Genomic DNA, 14612 nt, shown 5'->3' with positions numbered 1-14612 from the left:
CACGGTGTTCGGTCGCACACTCGACTCGATCGCAAAAAGTACCGTCAACATAATCTATCACGCCCCGCTAGAGCGATCCATCCATCGCAAACCAAAAGAGCTGGCCTGCTCCATCCACACTTTGTCGCGCCATCATTCATGCAAGCCCCAGTTTCGATCAGGGTCGTTGCGTCGATTGTCGGCCTCCGGCGGGACCGTCTCGGAGTGCCGAGGCTGACCATCCGATCCTATCCAGTCAAACCGAACGCGCCAACCGGTGCTCTTCCCGCTGTTGCTCTTGTAGCCAATGACCTGCTTATGCACCGTGATGCCCGCCAACACCATCGAACCTGATCCGGTGCCACTGTTAGCAATAAAAGCGCTGTCGATCAGGCGATGATCCATGAGATCGCGCTCTAGAATGAGCGATGGGTTTTTAACCGCTTGCTCCCTCCTCCTTCTCTCCGCGAGCTGCTCCCTAAGTTTGCCTCCTTCGGCAAGATAAGCCTCTGCTTCCGGCGCATTCGTTGGCGTACAGCCTCTCTTCATTGGAAGGCGTCCGTCCTTGTAGGCTGACAGGATCGCCGCGGCCGCATCAGGACCAACCTCAAGAACGAGATCGAGCCAATTCCTTTCGCGCATGTAGATATCGGCGCGATCAGCTTTCGACAGAACACCTCCTTCAAGGACGAGCTTTCTTGTCTTAATGGGCATGATGCCAGGCAGGCTGGCTAGGAAGTCCGTGAGAGAGTGCATCGCCAACCCCATCAAGTCATTTCGTAAGCCACTGACCGTAAGCTTCGACATCGATCATTGGTACGGTGCCGCTAAACTGAAGCTGCGATATCAACTTGAACAAGAACGCCGTCGCCGGCTTGTTCTCGTTGACGAACTTATAGCTCGATACGGCTTGATCGAAGAAGAAATGGCCGTGCGACGCGACACAACCCATATCGAGCCGCCCGTCGCCGATATTGGCTACCAGGGATTTCTCAAATGAGGCTCCGAGCGCGGGGCTCCATTCGCTTTCAAAGGTCAGGAGGCCGCCTAGGATCGGGATCAAGGGTTTCGCCGGATAGACGCCGTGGGCGTATGGAATCGGAAGGCTCGTGCGGTGGAGGCGTCTGACGCTTGCAATCTTTTCCTGCGCGTAGGCGACCAAGCTAGCGTCCGCCGTCTGCTTTGCCTCGAAAACGGCGTAGACGCTTTCGGCCGGGATGATTGTCTCGTTCTCATAGGTGAAGATGAACGGCGAATACTGGCGATCGAAGATCACGACATCGATCTGTTGGCTGAAGTTTCCCAAGCTATCGACCACATGCGCCTTGGCGGCCTGATAGCGCTTCGGCAAATACGTCTCCAACATGCTGATCCAGACATTCTCGCTGGCATCGCCCTTCGTCCCCGGATGGTTGAACGATTTCCGGACGGTCGCGAGGCGCTGCTGAATATCTTCATGCAACGAGGAGAGAAGCTGGGACAAGGACCATTCCGACATCGGCAAACCTCACTGAGTTTCTGTTGGCTACCGTTACGACAGCGGAAATTTCGGGCCAAATAATTCACGCCAGGCGCGCAACGCCTGGCCGTTCCGGCCGCGGCGGACATGGTCGATTGCAAGAGTTGCTTCGCGTTCTGCCGCGAGCAGAAGATCGCGCGCCCGCGTCTTCCGCGCGGTGTCCATGCCGTTGCTGATCGGCGGGCCAAGGCCGGCGGGGTCGGGCCACTCATCGAAGATCCGGGCCGCGAGCGTCGCAAAGAATCCCTGGATCTCCCGGTCAAAGCTGCCACCCCAGCCGCCATAAAGGCATTGCATTGCCATCACTTCGATCAAGAACGAAGGCTTCACCGGCTTCTCGCCATGCTTGGGATTATTGTTCCAATATTTCACCATCCGCACGAGTCCCTTCCATTCGTTGGAATAGGCCTGGTGCGCGGCGGTGGCCTCCGCTGCATGGGTCTGAGGGTTGGTCCCAATCCACTTGCCGAGTTCGTTGTCGGGAATCTCGAAGTCGTCATCCTTGTCGAACGCAGGGACGACATCGACGCTGATGACGCGGTAATCGGTATTGTCCTCGGCATCGGCCTTCACGCCGAAATCGACGTTGATTGAGCGGTTCTGCTTCCTGGCCTTGTCACCATATTTTTCGACGAGGGCATTGTGAAAGTCGGTCAACACCACAGACGGCGCCTTCGAGCGGTAGTGATCCTCTGAGGATTTCAAGACGAAGAATATGTCGACGTCCTTCAACGGCTTCGTCTTGGTCCAGCGGGCATAGGATCCGGTCAGGAAACTCCGATCGATCTTGAACTTGGTGTCGAGATAATCCCGGACCTCTTTCTGGCGCGCCGAGGCGTTTGCCTGCTCTCGATCGTTCAACTCCAGGCGGCTTTTGAATTTGCGAAACGCTTCGTCGATCGTGAGCATCAGGCTCTCCTCAGATAAGATGTGCTGGCGCCGAGGCCGCTGTGCTCGACGGTCGTCCCGAGGCTTTGGCGAACCATGCCCTCCGTCGAGCGGCCGCTCGCCTTGCTCCAACCGGCCACGTCGGGACGGCCAGGCTTGCTTTGAAGAAGGAGTCGATACCGCGCCTCGCTCGGAACCAGCCCCGCCTTTCTGATGGCGTATTTGAGCTGTTCAGTATCCGTCCAGAAGCTGCCGTCGCCGCCGGACCAGCCGTAGGCGATGTCGATGTCCCACCGGAAAATCAGCGCGTCCGTTTTCGGATTGTAGATTTCCAGCTTTACGGTTTCGAGGTCGCCTGTGTTCAGCCAGGTCTGGACACCGCGCATGTGCAATTCCCAGTCGCCGACAAACTCGGTTGGATCGAGGCCCACAAGGCGGATGATATCCTTCAAGCTTTTGAGAATGTTGTCCGCCACATAGGTGACAGAGTGGGTATAAGTGTTGACGGCGACGTTGGTCATGAGCCCAGAAACCCTTTCGGATCGAACACAAGGGTCTGTGATTTCGCGGTCGCCGCCCCGTCGGCGCTGGAGACAGCCGCATCGAGATCGCGCGCCGTGATGCGGGTGCTGTGCTTCTTGAGCGCGCCCTGGACCCATGCGAGATCGTCAGCCAAGCAAGGCAGCGACACCCGCCAGTCCCCTTTCAGCGGGTCAAAGCCAAGGGCGTCTTCGTTCGCACCGGAACCCTCGATGGCGTCATCGTCATAGAGGCAATAGATCCGCGTGCGTGGACCATCGCAGGTCACCGTGATGGCGGCATACTTCGGCGCCTGATCAGAGATCACACTGGCGGCGACACCGGAGACGGCAAGAAGCTCCGTCCGTGCATCTCCGGCATTGCCCTGAGTCAATAGATCGACGATCGCCGTCCAGGTCCGTGAGGCGTCGCGCTCGGGCGTGCTCTTGAATGTGCGGCTGGCAACGGTGCTCATGACGCCTTGCCTCCCGAAATACGGCCCGACTTGGCGGCCCGTGCCGCAGCAAACAGATCTTCGATCGTCACACGTTCCGGATTCATGGCCGTTTGCGGGCTGCTGGCCAAAGCGTTGGCCACCATCTTGCGGATGGCGCGTCCGTCGAGCCCGACGCATTCGGCTGCGCAGCGGTCGAAACCCGGCGAGTTGGGCAATTTCGCTATCGCCGGGTAGGTCTTGCTGAGGCCGGTCAGGCAATCCTTCAGGATAAGCCCGCACGCTTCCCGATCGGGCAGCGGCACATGGACGACCAAGTCACAGCGCGAGGTGAAGGCCGCATCGACCGCCTGGGGAAAGTTGCTGGTGGCAAGGAACAACAGGTTCGGATGCCGCTCGGCCAGCGCATCGAGCTGAACGAGCACAGCGTCAGTCGCGCGGTGGATATCGATCGGATTGGCCTCCAGGCTCATTTTTGACCGGTCGGCGGCAAGCGTCTCGACTTCATCGAGGAGCACAATCGTCGGTCCCGCGGCGGCGGCTTCGGCGATCGACTGTGAGAACAGCTCCGATACCGCACGCTGGGTCTTGCCCATTGCCGAACTGGTAAGCGCGTGCGGCTCGACTTCGAGCAGGCGGAACCCGCCGCCCGGAAATGTTTCGGCGATACGATGCGCCAACCCCCGAGCAAGAGAGGTCTTGCCAGTTCCGGGCGGCCCGACCAGCAGAATCACGCCGTGTAACGGAATGACACTACGGTCGACCTTTCCGCGCATCGTGAAGTTCAGCATCGCCTGCGAGAGGAGCTGGGCCTTCATGCGCTCATCTAGGATGATCGAATTCCACAAGGCTCCGAGCGCGGGATCGGGAAGCCGGCGTGCGCGCTGGATACCCTTTGGTTGGTTGAAATCCTCGTTCTGCACCGCCGTCAGCTTTTGCATCTTCGTTTGCCTCGTGCCGCCTGCGGCGGTGGTTGAATGTGCCTCATAAAAACGCCGCGCCTGGACAGGCGCGGCGTTGGCGGTCAGCCCTTCGGCGGATTGGGATCGCGCCCGTGGCTGTCGCTCTGGCCGATGCGGCCATCCTTGTTATGGATGCGCAGTTCGGTTTCCTGATTGCGGCTCACCTGCCGGCCGTAGTCGATTGCATCTTGCTTCCTATCGAAATGTCCCGAGGCGCGCTCACCGCCGCCACGCTTAACATCCCAGCCACCATCGTGGTTTGGCACTACATGATGGGTATCTGGTCCGCGCTTATCCGCCATATCTTGATCCTTCCTCAGGGTGATAAAATAAAAAATACCGCTACTCCGAACTTAATATGGGAGGCGAAATGCGCGTTGTCAAGGACCACATATATCGCTACTCTGAACAGAGATGATTTGGAGTATGGAGAGCATGACGTGTCGACGCCACTAGGCGACAAGATCCGGGATCTGCGAAAGGCGAAGGGCTACACCCTCGACAAACTCGCTGAACTCGCTGAATCGAGCAAAAGCTACATTTGGGAGCTCGAGAACAAGAATCCGCCCCGCCCCTCGGCCGATAAGGTTGCAAAGATTGCGGCGGTTCTCGGTGTCACGGCTGACTACCTTATCGACACGACCGAGAAGGTCGGCGTCGAAGACGCCACAGACAACGCTTTTTTTCGCAAATACAGAAAAATGGACGCCGCTACCAAAGACAAGATTCGACGCATGGCTGACCTGTTGGGTGACGACGAATGACGCGCGCCCCGTCACCCGAGCGCTGGGCTTTCGAGATTACTCATCTCCTGAACGCTGTGTTCGGGGCGGATCGTTTTCCGATCGATATTCCGGCGGTGGCACGGGAATACACGGTGCAACGATTTCCAGATGACCCGATTATTAGCGTTCAGGGTGAAAATCTGCCGGGTTTCGATGGTGCGCTATTCAAAGCCCCGGCTGGCCGCAAGGGCTGGGGGATAATCTACAACAACCGGATCAGCTCGAAGGGTCGGATCAACTTCACCCTGGCTCACGAGTTCGGCCACTTCCTGCTGCATCGGTCGGCGTATCCGAATGGCTTCCGCTGCGGTGAACAGGATGTGGTTCGCTGGGATTCTGAATATGGACAGGTAGAGCACCAGGCAAACGTGTTTGCTGCAAACTTTCTGATGCCGCTCGATGACTTCCGCCGCCAGATCCCGGAAAGGGACAAGGTCGATCTCGACATGATCGCGCATTGCGCGGATCGGTATCGTGTTTCGCTCATCGCTGCGACATTGCGTTGGCTCAGCTATACGCAGAAGCGAGCGGTCCTCGTTGTATCCCGCGACGGTTTCATTCTTTGGGCCCGTTCAAGCCCATCCGCGCTGAAAACCGGTGCGTTCTTCCGCACGTCGTCAGGACCGATCGAGATTCCGGCGACATCGCTTCCCGTCAAACAGGACCTGCTCATTGATGGCAGGGCGACTATCGATCATGGGGCCGGTGTCTGGTTCCGAGAACCTGTGCGGGAGATGACGGTGTTCGCCGAGCAGTACGATTTCGCGATTTCGCTGCTTCTGCTCGATGACGCACGGCCATTCTCTTCCTTTGAATCTGAAGATGAACCCGATGTCTTCGACAAAATGATGCCCCAGACTGACCGGCGCGAATGGTGACGAGGAAGTATCGCGCTCGATGAAGATTTGCGTCACAGCGCTCGCTGGCTAATGGCTGGTGATTTTCGCACCGGGGACCTGGCAGGCTGTCGAGTTGACAAATTTATGCGGGTAGAAGACGGGCCGTCTCACGTTCACGGGTGCGCCATCAGCGTCGTCATGCGACGGCAGTTATAACCCAAGGTGACGAGTGTCTACTCGGCGGCGACTTTCGCCAGACCACGCAGAGAGAAGCGTCTGAAGCCGATGGCGCTGTTGATAATGCCGAACGCGAGTTTAACGGTCTGCATGCGTTTTCGGCAATGCGCCTTAGCTTGCTCTGTCTGCATTGCGCAGTCCCTCCATCGTGATGCCAACGCCGATCTTGTTCCGATCTCTAAGGCGATAAACAACTCTGGCTGGGTAAGAATCCCTAGCTTCGCTGGTCGATGACGAGAGCAACTTAACTCTGCGCCGTAGATTTCCACTTGTGTTCATGTTATGTTCCGATAGAGTTGCTAAACGGCAACACCGTCCCGGAAAGGACCAATTTTGGGACCGTTTGCAGGTAGGATGAATTCAGATGCTTGCGTGTCCCGAAACTCTGTCCCAAAAGAAGCTTATGAAAATAGGCTATGTGCGAGCTTCGACCGACGACGAGGACCTGAACCAGCAGCGCCGAGCCTTGCGCCTCGCTGGCTGCAGGAAGATTTTTGAGGATCGGACTTCCGGCACATCAACCAAGCGCCCAGGCCTCGACGAGGCGCTGGAACAGTGCGGCTCGGACGGTGTTCTCGTGGTCTGGAAACTCGACCGCCTCGGCCGCTCCCTTTCTCACCTCATCACCATTGTCCAGGAACTCGGCGACAAGGGCTGCGGCTTCCAATCCCTCTCCGAGAACATCGACACGACGACCGATGGCGGTCGCCGCGTGTTTCACCTAATGGGCTCCCTCGCCGAATTTGAACGGGCGCTGATCGCAGAGCGCACCAAAGCCGGACTGGCCGCGGCGCGCATGCGTGGTGTCCAGATCGGGCGCCGAAAGGCGATGAATGCCGAACAGGTGAGACGCGCGCGCGCCTTGCTGGAGGCTGGCGAGCGTCCGGCAGATATTGCCCGCACACTGCAGGTCGGGCGATCGACGCTCTATCGCGCACTCGACGTTCAACATGCCAGGGGAGGCCAAGCTGCATGAACGTGGTGCTGTCGAAACCGAAACCGCTTCGCGAGCCCAAGGCTCTGGACCTAGAGCCGATCCGTATTGAATTGACCCGTGCGCGGATAATGGCGCGCGCGTGGTCTGAAACTATCCCCGAAACAAGGCGCACCGGCCACGCTGCGAGGTTCGCGCGCGCCGCACTGGAAATATTTGCCGAAGAAGTCGCGCCGGGGGTGAAATTGAGCCCACCCTTCGCAAATACGAAAGGCAAGCTGGACGCCACGGCGGAGCAACTAGCCGACTCCATGGGCCGCCTTGCGGCCGCTCTGCCCATCACGGAGGGCTGCAATGCCCTGACTAGCCTCTACACGACCCTCCTGCCCGGCAAGGAGCGCAGCTCCCTCGGGGCGTTCTACACGCCTGCCGCATTGACCCAGCGCCTCCTTGATCTGGCAACAGAGGGCGGGGTTGACTGGAAAACGGCGCGCGTGCTCGATCCCGCCAGCGGTGGAGGCGCTTTTCTTCTGGAAGCGGCCGCAAGGATGCGCGCCAGCCTGGCAGGCAGCGAGCCCGCCTTCATCCTCGCACAGCTCGGCACCCGCCTTTCCGGCATGGAGTTGGACCCGCACGCAGCCTCTCTCTCGCAAGCCGCCTTGGAGATCACTCTTGCCGACCTCGCATGGGCGAGCGGCCGCGATGTGCCTGTATTCGTCAAGGTTTGCGACACGCTGGAAGAGCAGGCGCATGCGATCTACGACCTCGTTGTCGGCAATCCGCCCTATGGTCGGATACAGCTGACGGCCGCGCAGCGTGCCCGCTATGCTCGTAGCCTTTACGGCCATGCCAATCTTTATGGCGTGTTCACGGACATAGCGCTGCGATGGACACGCCCCGGCGGCGTCATCGCTTACCTCACGCCGACGAGCGTGCTGGGCGGGCAGTATTACGCAGCGCTCCGGAAATTGCTGGCCGAGGAGGCTCCACCCGTCGCCATCGACTTCGTCCATGCGCGCAAGGGCGTCTTTGAAGACGTGCTGCAGGAAACGCTTCTCGCCCTTTATCAGAAGGGCGGCGCCCGCACGCGATTCCAAGTGCATTACCTCAACGTCGACAGCGAGCGGCAGGCGCGGCTCACCAAGAACGGCAAGGTAGGCCTGCCCGCCGACGCTACCGCACCCTGGCTCGCGCCGCGGGAGCCCGCTCACGTCGCGCTGATCGCCGCGGCCGAAGATCTGCCGTCTCGGCTGGCTGACTGGGGCTATGAGGTTTCAACAGGCCCGCTCGTATGGAATCGCTTCAAGCCACAAATGCGCGCCAGAGCCGGCCGGGGCCTCCATCCCCTCATCTGGGCGGAAGCTGTGACCGCCGACGGCCGTTTCGTGTTCCGCGCCGACAAGAAGAACCATGCTCCCTTCTTCAAACCTGAAAAGGGCGATGAATGGCTGGTTGTCGACCGGAGCTGTGTGCTGGTCCAGCGCACCACTGCTAAGGAGCAGCAGCGCCGCCTCATCGCGGCCGAGCTGTCGCAGGAATTCATAGAGACGCATGGCGGCGTTGTCGTCGAGAACCACCTCAATATGGTGCGCGCGGTGGGCGCGCCGAAGGTCTCGCCGGCCGCCGTCGCTGCCGTTCTGAATAGCGAGACGATTGATCAGGTGTTCCGCTGCATCAGCGGCAGCGTTGCCGTTTCCGCCTTCGAGCTGGAAGCCATCCCTCTGCCCCCGGCTTCCGCCATGGCCCCGATCGAGCAATTGGTCCGTCGGGGCGCGACGCGAGCCGCAATAGAGAAGGCCCTGCGCGACGCCTATGGACTTAAGGCATGAGCCTCCCACCGCTTCTGCCTTGGAACGAGATCCATGCCCGGCTACCGGTGATCTTTCCGGAGGGATCGGCAAACCGTGATCGCTCGATTTGGGAGATTTCGGCGAAGACCATCTTCGTTATGATTTACGTTGGTGCCGTGGAAGGAACGGACAACTGGATACGCCCGGATCAGGTCACTCGCATGACCGACCAACAGGCCGGCCAGACCGGCGACGATGCGCGGCTGGAGTGGGCGAAGGCGTCGATCCGGCCGAGCAAGGCCGATGTGCCGGGCCGCTGGTACGCAGTAAACACGCGGGAATCGATCCGCGACGACACGATCCGATATGCGTTGATCCAGAACGGCGCTGTCATTGAGCGGCCTGGATTATCGACGACGTCGCCGGCCGGGCGGTACGCGCTGCAAGCCGATTTCGCGGCGCTGCTGACACCAGATCTGGACGAGGCAACATTCATCGCAAAGGCGGCCGCCTGGCGGACAAAGCACCTTAACGCCGGGGCGCTTGCGCGTATCGCCATCGTCCGCAAAGGCGCGGCCGGCGGCGGCGAATATGAACTCGTTACGTTTCCGAACGGCGAAACACGCCGGATGAGTACTGGTCCCAGCGCGGACATCTCAAAGGCCGTTATCGAGGTCTTTGCGTCGAAATTCCTCAAGAAGCCTGGTGTGATCGCCTTGAGCGAAAGCGGCAACAAGGTTGTTGCGCGGGATGACGAACTGGCCAAAGCAATCGGCCTGACGATCCCGGCCGACAAGAGCCTGCCCGACATTGTGCTGGTAGACTTGGGTCCCGCCCATCCCCTGCTGATCTTTGTCGAGGTGGTACACACCGATGGGCCGGTGAACGAAGCACGCAAGACCGCTCTACTCCAGATTTCGGAGGGCGCCGGGTTTCCATCCGAACACGTTGCCTTCGTGACCGCCTATCTTGATCGTGCGGGACAGCCCTTCCGCAAGACGGTCAGCAGTCTTGCCTGGGGCAGCTACGCGTGGTTTGCCTCTGAGCCGGACAGCCTCATCGTCTTCAGCGGAAAGCCGCTCTCGATCGAGGGCAGCTAAAGCTTCCCGGTGGCTCTGGTGTGATGTCGCGAGGCGGCCCTGATCCGTGTTGGGGAGACCCTGCGGGACGCCGTTCTCTGATCTAAGATCAAACGCCGGGGTTTCTGCGGAATGCGGGGTCCGGACCTCTTGGCAAACCAACAAGATTCACCGAATGGTTACCAGAAGAAACGCGATGTGATCTTGGGGGGACGCCGCTTTGCTCGAACGTATCCAGTTGTTGAGAAATATAGGCCAGTTCGACTCGGTAAATGCAGGCGCCCAACTCCCGTTCGCGCAACTTACGCTTATTTACGCGGAAAATGGGCGCGGCAAGACCACGCTCGCCTCGATCCTCCGTTCGCTCAATTCCGGCGCCTCCGAGCTTGTTCTGGAACGACACCGACTAGGCGCCGCTAATCCTCCACACGTCGTACTCGGCTTTGCAGGCGGTCCGATCCAATTTCAAAACGGCGCCTGGCCAGCCCCGATGCCGGAGATCGCAATCTTCGACGACGCTTTCGTAGCGGCCAATGTCTGCTCGGGCGTCGAAATTGCCGCCGGCCACCGCCAGAATCTCCATGAGCTGATCCTGGGCGCGCAGGGCGTCGTCCTCAACGCAACGCTGCAGGTCCACGTTGCGCGGATCGAGGAGCATAATCGAACCCTCACCCAAAAGAGCAACGTAATCCCGGCGGCCGCCCGCGGGGACCTAAGTGTCGACGACTTCTGCGCCCTCCCCGCCGATCAAAACATCGACGCGGCGATCGCCGTCGCTGAACGAAATCTCAGCGCCGGGAAGTCAGCCGACGCCATCCGACAGCACGCCGAGTTCTTGCCGCTCTCTCTGCCTGCCTTCGACGTCGCGGGACTGAACGATCTTTTGGCCCGTTCACTTCCTGATCTTGAAGCAGAAGCCGCTGCCCGCGTACGCACGCATCTACGCAGCCTAGGCCGGGGCGGCGAGACTTGGGTTGGCGACGGGATGGCGCGCATCGCGACGGCGTCAGAGGGCCACGACCACCAGGTCTGTCCCTTCTGTGCCCAGGACCTGGCTGCCTCTCCCGTGATCCGCCACTACCAGGCTTATTTCAGCGATGCCTATGCGGGTTTGAGAGCGTCCATCAACGACGTCGGCCAAGGCATCAACACCACGCACGGCGAAGAAGTGCCGGCAGCATTTGAAAGGGCCGTGCGCATTGCAGGCCAGAGCCGCACATTCTGGAGCGCTTTCACTGACGTTCCCGAATTGAACGTCGATACCGCCGCAATCCTGCGCGCCTGGACCGCCGCGCGGGAGGTCGTTCTAACTACGCTGCGCGCGAAGGCCGCCGCCCCCCTCGACCGCACGGAGCTGGCACAAGAGACCATCACGCTGATCACGGAATATGATGCCCACCGCACGGTCGTCGACACGATTTCGAATGCGCTCCAAGCGTGCAATGCGCCCATTGCGATCGTGAAGGAGCAGGCAGCCGCGGCCAATCTCGCCGCGCTAACCGCCGACCTCACGCGGCTGCAGGCCGTCAAGACCCGTCACAGCGATCCGGTCAACGCGTTCTGTGCTGACTATGTGGCCGAAAAGGCAGCGAAGACCGCTACCGAGGGCCAGCGCAGGCAGGCGCGCACGGCTCTCGACAACTATCGTCAAAACATCTTCCCCGCCTACGAAGCAGCCATCAACACGTATCTCCAGCGCTTCAATGCGGGGTTCCGGCTAGGCTCCGTAAGTCCCGTCAACACGCGTGGCGGGTCGTCTTGCAGCTACAACGTCGTCATCAACAATGTCGCGATAGCGGTCACTTCGGACGCCGGTCCAGCGTTCCGCAACACTCTTAGCGCCGGCGACCGCAACACCCTCGCGCTCGCCTTCTTCTTCGCCTCGCTCGACCAAGATCCGCAGCTCGCGCACAAGATCGTCGTCATCGACGACCCCATGACGAGCCTGGACGAACATCGCGCGCTGACCACCGTCCAGGAGATGCGCAGGTTGCTCGCACGGGTGAGCCAAGTGATAGTGCTTTCACACTCCAAGCCATTCTTATGCCAGCTCTGGGAAGGTGCAGATCCGGTAGGCCGTCAGGCAATCCTCATTAGACGTGACGGGGCCGGCTCCACTCTCGCCGCGTGGGACGTCAAACAGGACTGCATCACCGAACATGATCGCCGGCACGCGCTCGTGTCCGCCTATTTGAACGCGGGCGATCCGGCAGTAGAGCGCCGGGTGGCGGCGGCGCTACGCCATATCCTAGAAGCCTTCATGCGGGTCGCTTATCCAGCGGCATTCCCACCGGGAATGTTGCTCGGACCTTACCTCGGAATTTGTCAGCAGCGGGTCGGGCAGCAGAATGAGCTTTTGGTTCAGGCCGATATTGACGAACTGCGGGCAATTCTCGTCTACGCCAACCGCTTCCATCACGACACAAATGCAGCCTACGAAACCGAGGCGATCAACGACCAAGAACTCACGCACTTCTGCACGCGTGTGCTCGCGTTCGCGAAGCGCGGGTAGATAGATGGCGATGACGATCGACGTGTGGGATGTCGCGGCAATGCAGGAGTGGCTCACTAAAGTCATTCTTGCCGAAATCGAGAGTCCGACAGGAACGCGGGCGGCGTGGAGTGACGAGCGGTAATGGTCAAGCTATTCGTCGGCATGACCGATAGAGACTGGTATGATTACCTCTCCCGTCGGCCAGGAATCGAGGAAGTTAATTTCTGGCAGCCGAGCGGACGCACTAAATTCCGCGCGCTTCGCTCCGGTGAGCTCTTCCTGTTCAAGCTGCACAGCCCGAACAACTTCATTGTTGGTGGGGGAATATTTGCCCACGCCTCGCTCGCACCCACATCGCTGGCTTGGGAGGCTTTTGGCGAGTCAAACGGTGCAAGCTCCCTGCTGCAGATGCGCGAGCGCGTTGCTCGTTACCGGCGTGAGCCTTTCGATCCGCGAGCCGATCCCCAAATTGGTTGCCGACTTCTGGAGCAGCCCTTCTTTTTTCCGCCAGAGGACTGGATCCCTGTTCCGGAGTCCTGGGCGCCCAGCATTGTTGTGGGCAAGGGATTCGATACCGATGAACCCGAGGGGCGAGGTTTGTGGGACGCGATTCAGATCCGCCTTGCTGCGCGACAGCTCTCAACATCGGACGAGATTGTCCGTTTCGGACCTCCTCGGCTCGTCGCACCGCGCCTCGGTCAGGGAACGTTCCGCATCGCGGTGACCGACAGCTATGAACGAAGGTGTGCCGTGACAGGCGAGAAGACTTTGCCGATTCTCGATGCTGCCCACATTCGAGCCTTCTCGGAGGGAGGATCCCACGAGCTGAACAATGGAATGCTTTTGCGCACGGACATACACCGTCTTTTTGATCTTGGATATGTTACGGCCACAACAGATGGTCGGTTTGAAGTGGGGCGGCGCTTAAAGGAGGATTTCGACAACGGTCGACATTACTATGAACTTCATGGTCAGCGTCTTATTCAACCTGAGCAGATTGACGCCCGCCCCTCTGCGGAGGCGCTTGAATGGCATCAGAACAATCGGTTTCTCGGATGAAGCGGGTATCGAAGACAGGTCAAGTGAGAAGCGCTAGCGCGCCCGGAAAGCAACGCAGGCTGCCCATTCGCAAGCGCACAAACGCTATCGAGCGCAAAGGCGTAGCCCATGTTCGCACGGTGGTGGAAGACGCAAACTGCGTTTTCAAAGAGATCGACCGCGCCAGTGATTATGGCCACGACGCCTTCGTCCTCCTCGTGGACGACGAGGAAGTCACTCCAATGGAGATCGCGCTACAGATTAAGGCCGGTCGGAGCTTCTGCCGGGCGAAGACCTGTAAGTTTTCAGCGACCAGAGCGCAGCTCACTTTCTGGGCGCGGCATCCGTTCACCACTCTCGGCGTTGTCTACGATCCTGATGCCGAGTGTGCTTGGTGGGTGGATCTGAGGGAGGAAGCCCGTTCGCACAGTTCCGGAACCGCCGGCAAAACCGTGACCTTTTCGAAGCAGGATTGGAATAGGTTCGATGGACACGGGTTTGAGAAGGTCTTGCTACCTACACTTCTCGGCGAACCGCCGCGGATAAATCTTGAGACAGCTTTAGCCTGGGCGGTAGACGCGGATTCTGGGACCCACGACCTCGGCACGCGGGTGCTTCTCGCACGCTTCCGTCGGGAAACCGAGACATGGGAGGCCATTTTCCGAGAATTTCGCCGACGTGGCTCCAATGCGTCCTTTTCCGTGTATCGCGGTCTTGTCCGCATTATGGGCCATGCGGACGAGGGATATTTTAGCGACGAGGTTCCATGGTCCATCCGCAGCCCGCGTCAGGCCGAGGTAATGAGCTTCGGGAAGGCAGAGGTAGTTGCGCTCCTGCATTTTGTGGATGATCGGGGATTTGAACGCGGCTCTTCCGGTTATGGACTGTTCGCAATTATCCCCTCTCTGATTGATGGCTTGAAAATCCTTTGCGAGATCGCCAACGACGGCAACATCTCAGACGAGATCAGGAACCACGCTACTTTACTGCTAGCCATTCATACTGATGATCCACAATGGTGGTCGCTATGGCTACGGAAACGTCCGGTTTCAGTTGATCCGCCTCAACTTTGATTTCTCCTGCAAATGTACCGCG

Annotated in this window: 15 protein-coding genes and 1 pseudogene; 8 read left to right on the top strand and 8 right to left on the bottom strand. The window is 59.6% G+C overall.

Going from position 1 to position 14612, the window contains the following annotated elements; translation table 11 throughout:
* Window positions 1-132 precede the first annotated feature (132 nt).
* The 7 genes from HDIA_RS08520 to HDIA_RS08490 all read right to left on the bottom strand — a co-directional run bounded on the left by HDIA_RS08520 (window position 133) and on the right by HDIA_RS08490 (window position 4623).
* Window positions 133-735, bottom strand: a complete 603-nt coding sequence (locus tag HDIA_RS08520; protein WP_099558780.1) for a hypothetical protein — start codon at window positions 733-735, stop codon at window positions 133-135.
* A 16-nt stretch (window positions 736-751) separates the two neighbouring features.
* On the bottom strand, window positions 752-1477 hold the full coding sequence (nucC, locus tag HDIA_RS08515) for a CBASS effector endonuclease NucC (RefSeq protein WP_099555781.1): 726 nt from the start codon (window positions 1475-1477) through the stop codon (window positions 752-754).
* Between the two features lie 33 nt (window positions 1478-1510).
* Window positions 1511-2407: a CBASS oligonucleotide cyclase gene (locus HDIA_RS08510; RefSeq protein ID WP_099555780.1), complete on the bottom strand. Its 897-nt coding sequence runs from the start codon at window positions 2405-2407 to the stop codon at window positions 1511-1513.
* Window positions 2407-2907 carry an HORMA domain containing protein gene (locus tag HDIA_RS08505; protein WP_099555779.1) on the bottom strand — a complete coding sequence of 167 codons (501 nt, stop codon included), beginning with the start codon at window positions 2905-2907 and terminating at the stop codon, window positions 2407-2409. The genes HDIA_RS08510 and HDIA_RS08505 overlap by 1 nt, the downstream gene beginning before the upstream one ends.
* Window positions 2904-3380: a hypothetical protein gene (locus tag HDIA_RS08500; protein WP_099555778.1), complete on the bottom strand. Its 477-nt coding sequence runs from the start codon at window positions 3378-3380 to the stop codon at window positions 2904-2906. Before HDIA_RS08500 ends, HDIA_RS08505 begins: the two co-directional genes overlap by 4 nt.
* Window positions 3377-4300 (bottom strand): AAA family ATPase, encoded by a 924-nt coding sequence (locus tag HDIA_RS08495; protein ID WP_099555777.1) that lies wholly within the window; start codon window positions 4298-4300, stop codon window positions 3377-3379. The genes HDIA_RS08500 and HDIA_RS08495 overlap by 4 nt, the downstream gene beginning before the upstream one ends.
* 83 nt (window positions 4301-4383) lie before the next feature.
* Complete coding sequence (locus HDIA_RS08490; protein WP_099555776.1) at window positions 4384-4623, bottom strand: DUF2188 domain-containing protein; 240 nt, start codon at window positions 4621-4623, stop codon at window positions 4384-4386.
* Between HDIA_RS08490 and HDIA_RS08485 the strand changes: the two genes are divergently transcribed.
* The gene (locus tag HDIA_RS08485) at window positions 4525-5085 is read left to right on the top strand and encodes a helix-turn-helix domain-containing protein (protein ID WP_342748122.1); all 561 of its coding nucleotides are present in this window, start codon (window positions 4525-4527) and stop codon (window positions 5083-5085) included. The genes HDIA_RS08490 and HDIA_RS08485 overlap by 99 nt on opposite strands.
* A complete protein-coding gene (locus HDIA_RS08480; protein ID WP_099555775.1) occupies window positions 5082-5984 on the top strand; it encodes an ImmA/IrrE family metallo-endopeptidase in 903 nt (300 codons plus the stop codon). Before HDIA_RS08485 ends, HDIA_RS08480 begins: the two co-directional genes overlap by 4 nt.
* Window positions 5985-6181: 197 nt before the next feature.
* Here the strand turns inward: HDIA_RS08480 and HDIA_RS25850 are convergent.
* Window positions 6182-6451: pseudogene (locus HDIA_RS25850) on the bottom strand (transposase); the annotation flags it as partial.
* 134 nt (window positions 6452-6585) lie between these two features.
* Between HDIA_RS25850 and HDIA_RS08470 the strand changes: the two are divergent.
* The 6 genes from HDIA_RS08470 (at window position 6586) to HDIA_RS08445 (ending at window position 14590) form a co-directional block, all read left to right on the top strand.
* A complete protein-coding gene (locus HDIA_RS08470; protein ID WP_099558779.1) occupies window positions 6586-7158 on the top strand; it encodes a recombinase family protein in 573 nt (190 codons plus the stop codon).
* A complete protein-coding gene (locus tag HDIA_RS08465) occupies window positions 7155-8945 on the top strand; it encodes an HsdM family class I SAM-dependent methyltransferase (RefSeq protein WP_099555773.1) in 1791 nt (596 codons plus the stop codon). The genes HDIA_RS08470 and HDIA_RS08465 overlap by 4 nt, the downstream gene beginning before the upstream one ends.
* A complete protein-coding gene (locus HDIA_RS08460) occupies window positions 8942-10006 on the top strand; it encodes a BsuBI/PstI family type II restriction endonuclease (RefSeq protein WP_099555772.1) in 1065 nt (354 codons plus the stop codon). The genes HDIA_RS08465 and HDIA_RS08460 overlap by 4 nt, the downstream gene beginning before the upstream one ends.
* A gap of 199 nt (window positions 10007-10205) precedes the next feature.
* Window positions 10206-12497 carry an AAA family ATPase gene (locus HDIA_RS08455; protein WP_099555771.1) on the top strand — a complete coding sequence of 764 codons (2292 nt, stop codon included), beginning with the start codon at window positions 10206-10208 and terminating at the stop codon, window positions 12495-12497.
* A gap of 123 nt (window positions 12498-12620) precedes the next feature.
* Window positions 12621-13538 carry an HNH endonuclease gene (locus HDIA_RS08450; protein ID WP_099555770.1) on the top strand — a complete coding sequence of 306 codons (918 nt, stop codon included), beginning with the start codon at window positions 12621-12623 and terminating at the stop codon, window positions 13536-13538.
* Complete coding sequence (locus HDIA_RS08445) at window positions 13508-14590, top strand: DUF4365 domain-containing protein (protein WP_099555769.1); 1083 nt, start codon at window positions 13508-13510, stop codon at window positions 14588-14590. Before HDIA_RS08450 ends, HDIA_RS08445 begins: the two co-directional genes overlap by 31 nt.
* Window positions 14591-14612: the final 22 nt, after the last annotated feature.

The sequence above is a fragment of the Hartmannibacter diazotrophicus genome, assembly GCF_900231165.1.
GTDB classification, from domain to species: Bacteria; Pseudomonadota; Alphaproteobacteria; order Rhizobiales; family Pleomorphomonadaceae; genus Hartmannibacter; species Hartmannibacter diazotrophicus.
This window is presented reverse-complemented; position numbering and strand designations above follow the sequence as displayed.